This is a genomic window from Rhodococcus sp. C-2, assembly GCF_027854095.1.
Classification (GTDB): domain Bacteria; phylum Actinomycetota; class Actinomycetes; order Mycobacteriales; family Mycobacteriaceae; genus Rhodococcus_F; species Rhodococcus_F qingshengii.
Genome location: NZ_JAQGFI010000033.1, coordinates 1 through 6107 on the forward strand (window position 1 = coordinate 1; position 6107 = coordinate 6107).

At 62.0% G+C, this 6107-nt stretch carries 1 protein-coding gene; it reads left to right on the forward strand.

The window, feature by feature from the left end:
- Nucleotides 1–6107 (forward strand): non-ribosomal peptide synthetase (locus tag PCS43_RS33230; RefSeq protein ID WP_270923247.1); only part of this gene is annotated, 6107 nt, incomplete at both ends.

Sequence of the window (6107 nt, forward strand, 5' to 3'; positions counted from 1 at the left end):
TGCGGCGTTGACTGCGCAGGTGCGTCCGGTTCGGGTTCCGTTGTCGTTGGCGCAGCAGCGCATGTGGTTCCTCAACCAGTTGGATACAAGCTCGGCAGGGAACAACGTCCCGGTTGCGATAACTCTCACCGGAGAACTGGACGTCTCGGGGCTGGAGCAAGCGGTCGCCGACGTTATCGGCCGTCACGAGGTTCTGCGCACGGTCTACCCCGAGGTCGACGGCGTCGGCTACCAGAAGATCGTTGCACCGGCTGATGTCGACGTGAACCTCGCTGCAACCTCGGTCTCGGATTCGGAGATCGTTTCCGAGGTAACGAACTTCGTAGCGGCAGGCTTCGACGTGACGGCCGAGGTGCCGTTGCGCGCCAAGCTTTTCCAGATCAAGGCCGACGAGCATGTTCTGGTATTCGTGGTGCATCACATCTCGACCGACGGTTTCTCGATGGGCCCGTTGACCCGCGACGTCATGACCGCCTACTACGCCCGAACCAACGGCCAGGCTCCAACCTGGACGCCGTTGCCGGTGCAGTATGCCGATTACTCGTTGTGGCAGCGTGAGGTTCTCGGGTCCGAGGACGATCCGCAGTCCGTCATCGCGCAACAGATCACTTACTGGGCGCAAGCACTGGACGGCGTGCCCGAACAGTTGAATCTTCCGGGGGATCGGGCTCGGCCGGCGGTATTCTCCGGTCAGGGAGCGACATTCGAATTCTCGATCGGTCAGGAATTGCATGAGCGGCTGATCAGCGTGGGCCGAGAACACAATGCGTCGATGTTCATGGTGGTCCATGCGGCTCTGGCGTCGCTTCTCGCTCGTCTGTCGGGAACAACGGACATCAACATCGGTGCACCGATGGCCGGGCGAGGTGAATCCGAACTCGACGATTTGATCGGAATGTTCGTCAACACCCTGGTTTTGCGTACCGAGGTTGATCCGTCGGCGGCGTTCACAACACTTCTGGCCTCGGCTCGGGAAACCGACCTTCAGGCGTTCGCGCACTCGGACCTTCCGTTCGAGCGGCTCGTGGAAGTGCTGGATCCCGTTCGGTCGAGGGCACATCACCCGCTGTTCCAGGTGGCATTGGCATTTCAGAACCTGGGGCAGAACTCGTTGGCTCTGCCCGGTCTGACGGCGGCCGAGTTCGAAATCGACGAGACCGTGGCCAAGTTCGACCTGCAGCTCACGATCAGTGAGGTATCAGAAGGGCTGTCGGCGACGTTCACGTACGCGACGGATCTGTTCGACGAATCGACCGTCCGCGGATTCGCCGCACGATTGATGCGCATTCTGAACGGAATTGCGACGGACCCCGCAACTTCAGTGGGTGACATCGAAATCCTCGACGCGTCCGAGCGTGAGGTTCTGACGAGTCAAAGGGCTTCGTCAGGAGTAGCGCAGGCGCCGTTGGCCGAGATTCTTGCCGACGCTGCTGCGCGCTACCCGGACAACGTCGCTTTGCGCTACCCCGGCACGGCGCAGGCCGCGGCCGGTAGGTCCATGACGTATCGAGAGGTCGACGAGTGGTCGTCGAAGCTGGCCCGCGTTTTGATCAACCGTGGTCTCGGGGCTGAAGATCTTGTGGCGGTGTCGATTCCGAGATCCGTCGAATCGGTACTCGCGGTCTGGGCAGTGTCGAAGACCGGGGCAGCGGTCGTTCCGATCGATCCGCACTATCCGGCAGACCGTATCGCGCACATGCTCAGCGACTCGGGTGCGAAGGTTGGCCTGACCCTCGACGTCGAACGTCCGAATCTCGCCGACGACGTCGAGTGGTTGGTCGTGGACGGACCGCTCGGCGAACAGATGATCGCCGGAGTGTCCGGAGCGCCGATAGATGCCGAGGAACGTGTCCGTCCACTGACGACTGCTCATCCGGCTTGGGTCATCTACACCTCCGGCACGACAGGACTGCCGAAGGGCGTTGTCGCGACCAACGCGGGACTGGCGAGCTTCAGTGTCACGCAGGCCGCGCACTACCTCGTGAAGCCCACCTCGCGGACATTGCACTTCGCGTCACCGAGTTTCGACGCGTCGATGCTCGAGTTGTTCCTCGCGGTGGCCACCGGCGCGACGATGGTCATCGTCCCGCCTGGCGTGTACGGCGGCGACGAACTGGCTGAGGTGTTCCGTAGCGAACGAGTCACGCATGCGTTCATCACACCCGCTGCCCTGGCGTCGATGGACCCGAGCGGCCTGGACGACCTGACGGTGGTAGGCGTGGGTGGCGAAGCGTATTCGCCGGAACTGATCAGCAAGTGGACGACAGGGGACGGATCGGCCGCGTCGGCTTCGGCTCCCAGGACATTCCTGAATGTCTACGGCCCGACCGAGACGACGATCGTGACGAACGTCAGCGTTCCGCTTCTGCCCGGTGACCGAATGGACATCGGCGCCACGATCGGTGACATGGCCGCATTCGTCCTGGACACACGACTCAATCCAGTTCCACTGGGAGTCTCGGGCGAGCTGTATCTGTCCGGTCCTCAGGTGACCCGCGGCTATCATCGTCGTCCAGGCTTGAGTGCCGATCGATTCGTGGCAAACCCGCACGGTAATCCGGGCGAGCGAATGTACCGAACCGGTGACGTGGTGCGCTGGGTCGCTGGAACGGCACCCTCCACCTACGCCGTGGAATACGTGGGCCGCAACGATTTCCAGGTCAAGATTCGCGGTTTCCGTATCGAACTGGGCGAAATCGATGCATCGCTGACGGCACACCCCGAGGTCGAGTTCGCTGCGACGATGGGTACGACCCTGCCGTCGGGTGCCCCGGCGCTGGTGTCGTACGTGTTCACCGGAAAGCACGCTTCGGTCACTTCGGCGGAATTGATCGAATTCGTCTCCAGAACCCTTCCGGCCCATATGGTTCCGGCTTCGGTCATGGTCTCCTCGGACATGCCGCTCAGTCCGGCAGGCAAGCTGGACCGAAAAGCGCTCCCAGCACCGGTTTTCGAGACAAAGGAATTCCGCGCCCCGGTCACCGAGATGGAACAAATCCTGAGCGAGATCTTCGCGGACGTTCTCGGCCTGGATCGCATCGGCACCGACGACTCGTTCTTTGCTCAGGGCGGCGACTCGATCATGTCCATCCAACTCGTCTCTCGTGCGAAGGCACGTGGGGTCGTATTCGCACCCAGTGACGTCTTCGAGAGCAAGACTGTCGCGGCATTGGCCGAAGTGGCGAAGTATGCCGCCGACGTCGAGGCCGCGGTGGTGCTCGAGGAGTTGCCGGGCGGTGGAGTCGGCTGGATGCCGTTGACGCCGATCGAACGATTCATGGTCGAGCGCGGTGGCAGCTACAACCGATTCACACAGACGATGACTCTCGAGCTTCCACTCGGAGTGCAGCGAGCCGACATCGTGCGAACACTCGCTGCAGTCGTCGACCACCACGACATGTTCCGCTCGCGGCTGATCTCCGACGGTCGCGGATGGGGGATGTCGGTCTCCGAGCCCGGAACCGTGGACGTCGAGGATCTGCTCAGCCGCGTCGATGTCGACGCGGCTGCGGACGAGTCGACAATTGTTCTCACGGCTTCCAAGGGCCTCGACGAGGCTCTCGGCCGGTTGAATCCGGCGGACGGCGTAATGGTTCAGTTCGTGTGGGTCGACTTCGGTCCCACTCGCACCGGGCGCTTGATCATTGCTGCACATCACCTGATCGTCGACGGGGTTTCCTGGCGAATCATCGTTCCGGATCTGGTGTCGGCTGCGGCTCAGATGGCCGGGGCGAGCGGAGCGACGGGGGATGTTGCTCTCGAGCCGACCGGTACGTCGATGCGACGCTGGGCTCATGCTTTGTCCGAAGAGGCCCATCGGGATTCGCGTGTGGCCGAGCTGGATACGTGGCGGAAGGTGTTGCAGACACCGGACCCGGTGCTGGGTAAGAGGGCGTACGACTCTGCCGTCGACGTTGCGGCAACGGTTCAGCGGATAAGCGTGACGGTCCCCACTCAGGTGACGGAGACTCTGTTGACCACGCTGCCGGAGGTTTTCAACGGCGGCGCCAACGACGGCCTGCTCGCTGGACTGGCACTCGCGCTGATCGAGTGGCGTCGCCGAGCCGGAATCGACTCGACGTCTGCCTTGCTGCAACTCGAGGGCCACGGTCGCGAAGAAGCCGTGATTCCTGGCGCGGATCTGTCAAGGACCGTTGGCTGGTTCACCGCTGCCTTCCCGATCAGTCTCGATCTTTCCGAGGTAGATCTGGGTGACGCTTTCGCCGGAGGTGATTCGGCGGGACGCGCGATCAAAGCAGTGAAGGAACAGCTTCTGGCGATCCCGGACAAGGGCGTCGGGTACGGACTGCTGCGCTACCTGAACGAAGACACGCGCGCAGTGCTTTCTCGCTTCGCCGGGGGACAGGTCAGCTTCAACTACCTGGGACGAGTTGTCGCCGAGGATCTTCCGGCAGGCGTCGAGGGACTCGGGTGGCTGCCGGCCGGCGATTTCGCCAACGTGTCGGCACCCGAAGACGTCGACATGCCCGCAAACAAGGTCGTCGACATCAATGCGATCGTCAACGACGGCGCAGACGGTGCTGTTCTGGAGGCCTCTTTCGCATACCCCGTCGGTGCCATCGACGGCGAGAGTGTCGAGACATTTGCACAGATTTGGGTCGAAGCACTGACTGCCCTGGCGGAGCATTCTCGCTCCGTCGGAGCCGGTGGACTCACACCGTCCGACGTGCCGCTTGTCTCCGTGAGCCAACGAGATATCGACGGCTTCGAGAATCGATTCGGTACGGTGACCGACATCTGGCCCCTGGCACCGCTGCAGTCCGGTTTGCTCTTCCACGCGATGTTGGCAGAATCCAGCGTCGACCTCTACTCGGTGCAGATGATTCTCACTCTGTCCGGGAAGGTGGATGCCGACCGCTTGCGCACTGCAGCACAGGGAATCATCGACCGTTATGCGAACCTGCGAACGGCATTCACGGCCGACGACGACGGAACGCCGGTCCAGATAGTCCTCGAAGACGTTCCAGTCCCGTGGCGGAACATCGATCTCAGCGATATTGCGGCCGTCGACCGTGAGGCAGCTCTGAACGAAGTTTTGACGGCTGACCAGGCGACACACTTCGACATGGCGTCACCGCCGTTGATTCGGTTCACCTTCGTCACCATGGCGGAGGGGGACTATCGCTTGGTGGTGGCGAATCACCACATTATTCTCGACGGTTGGTCGGTGCCACTGCTCTTGCAGAACCTGTTGGCGCTGTACGCGACGCGTGGTGACGACTCGGTTCTTCCGCGTGTGCGTAGCTATCGCAATTACCTGGCGTGGCTTGTCGATCAGGATCGTGATCGATCACTCACAGCCTGGGCGGATGTGCTTTCCGGCGTCGAAGAGCCGACGCTGCTTGCTCAGGTCACAGGCGGACAGGAATTCACCGCGCTGTCCCAGAAGCTGAACGTGTCGATGTCGTCGGAGACAACCGCGGCGCTCACCGCTCTGGCCGCACGACTCGGGGTCACCGCCAACACGATCGTGCAGAGCGCGTGGGCGGTCCTGCTCGGTGCGTTGACCGGAACCGACGACGTTGTCTTCGGTGCAACAGTGTCCGGCCGGCCACCGGCGCTCACCGGCGTCGAATCGATGGTCGGGTTGTTCATCAACACCCTCCCCGTGCGGGTGCGCCTCGACGCCGCGGAGTCCGTCGAAGAATTGGTTGCCAGGGTCCAGATCGAGCAGGCGAGAATGCTTGATCATCACTATCTCGGTTTGACCGATGTCCAGAAAGCAGCGGACGTCGGAACACTGTTCGACACGTTGGTTGTATTCGAGTCGTACCCGGTCGACCGTGAGGGCCTCGCCGCACAGGCGGATGTTCTCGACGGAATGATGATCGACGACATTGCCTCGGACGATTCCACGAACTACCCGTTGACCCTGCTGATCGCACTCGACGAGCAGTTGCACTTGACGCTGCGGTACCTACCGGACTTCTTCGATGCCGACTACGCAACTGCGTTGCTGGACAGAGTTCTTCGACTGCTCTCCTCCGTAGCCACCGATCCTTCGGTGCGTGTTGGTGACGTTGATATTTTGGATTCTGTTGAGCGTTCGTTGGTGCTCGAGGGGTGGAATGACACGGCTCGTGAGG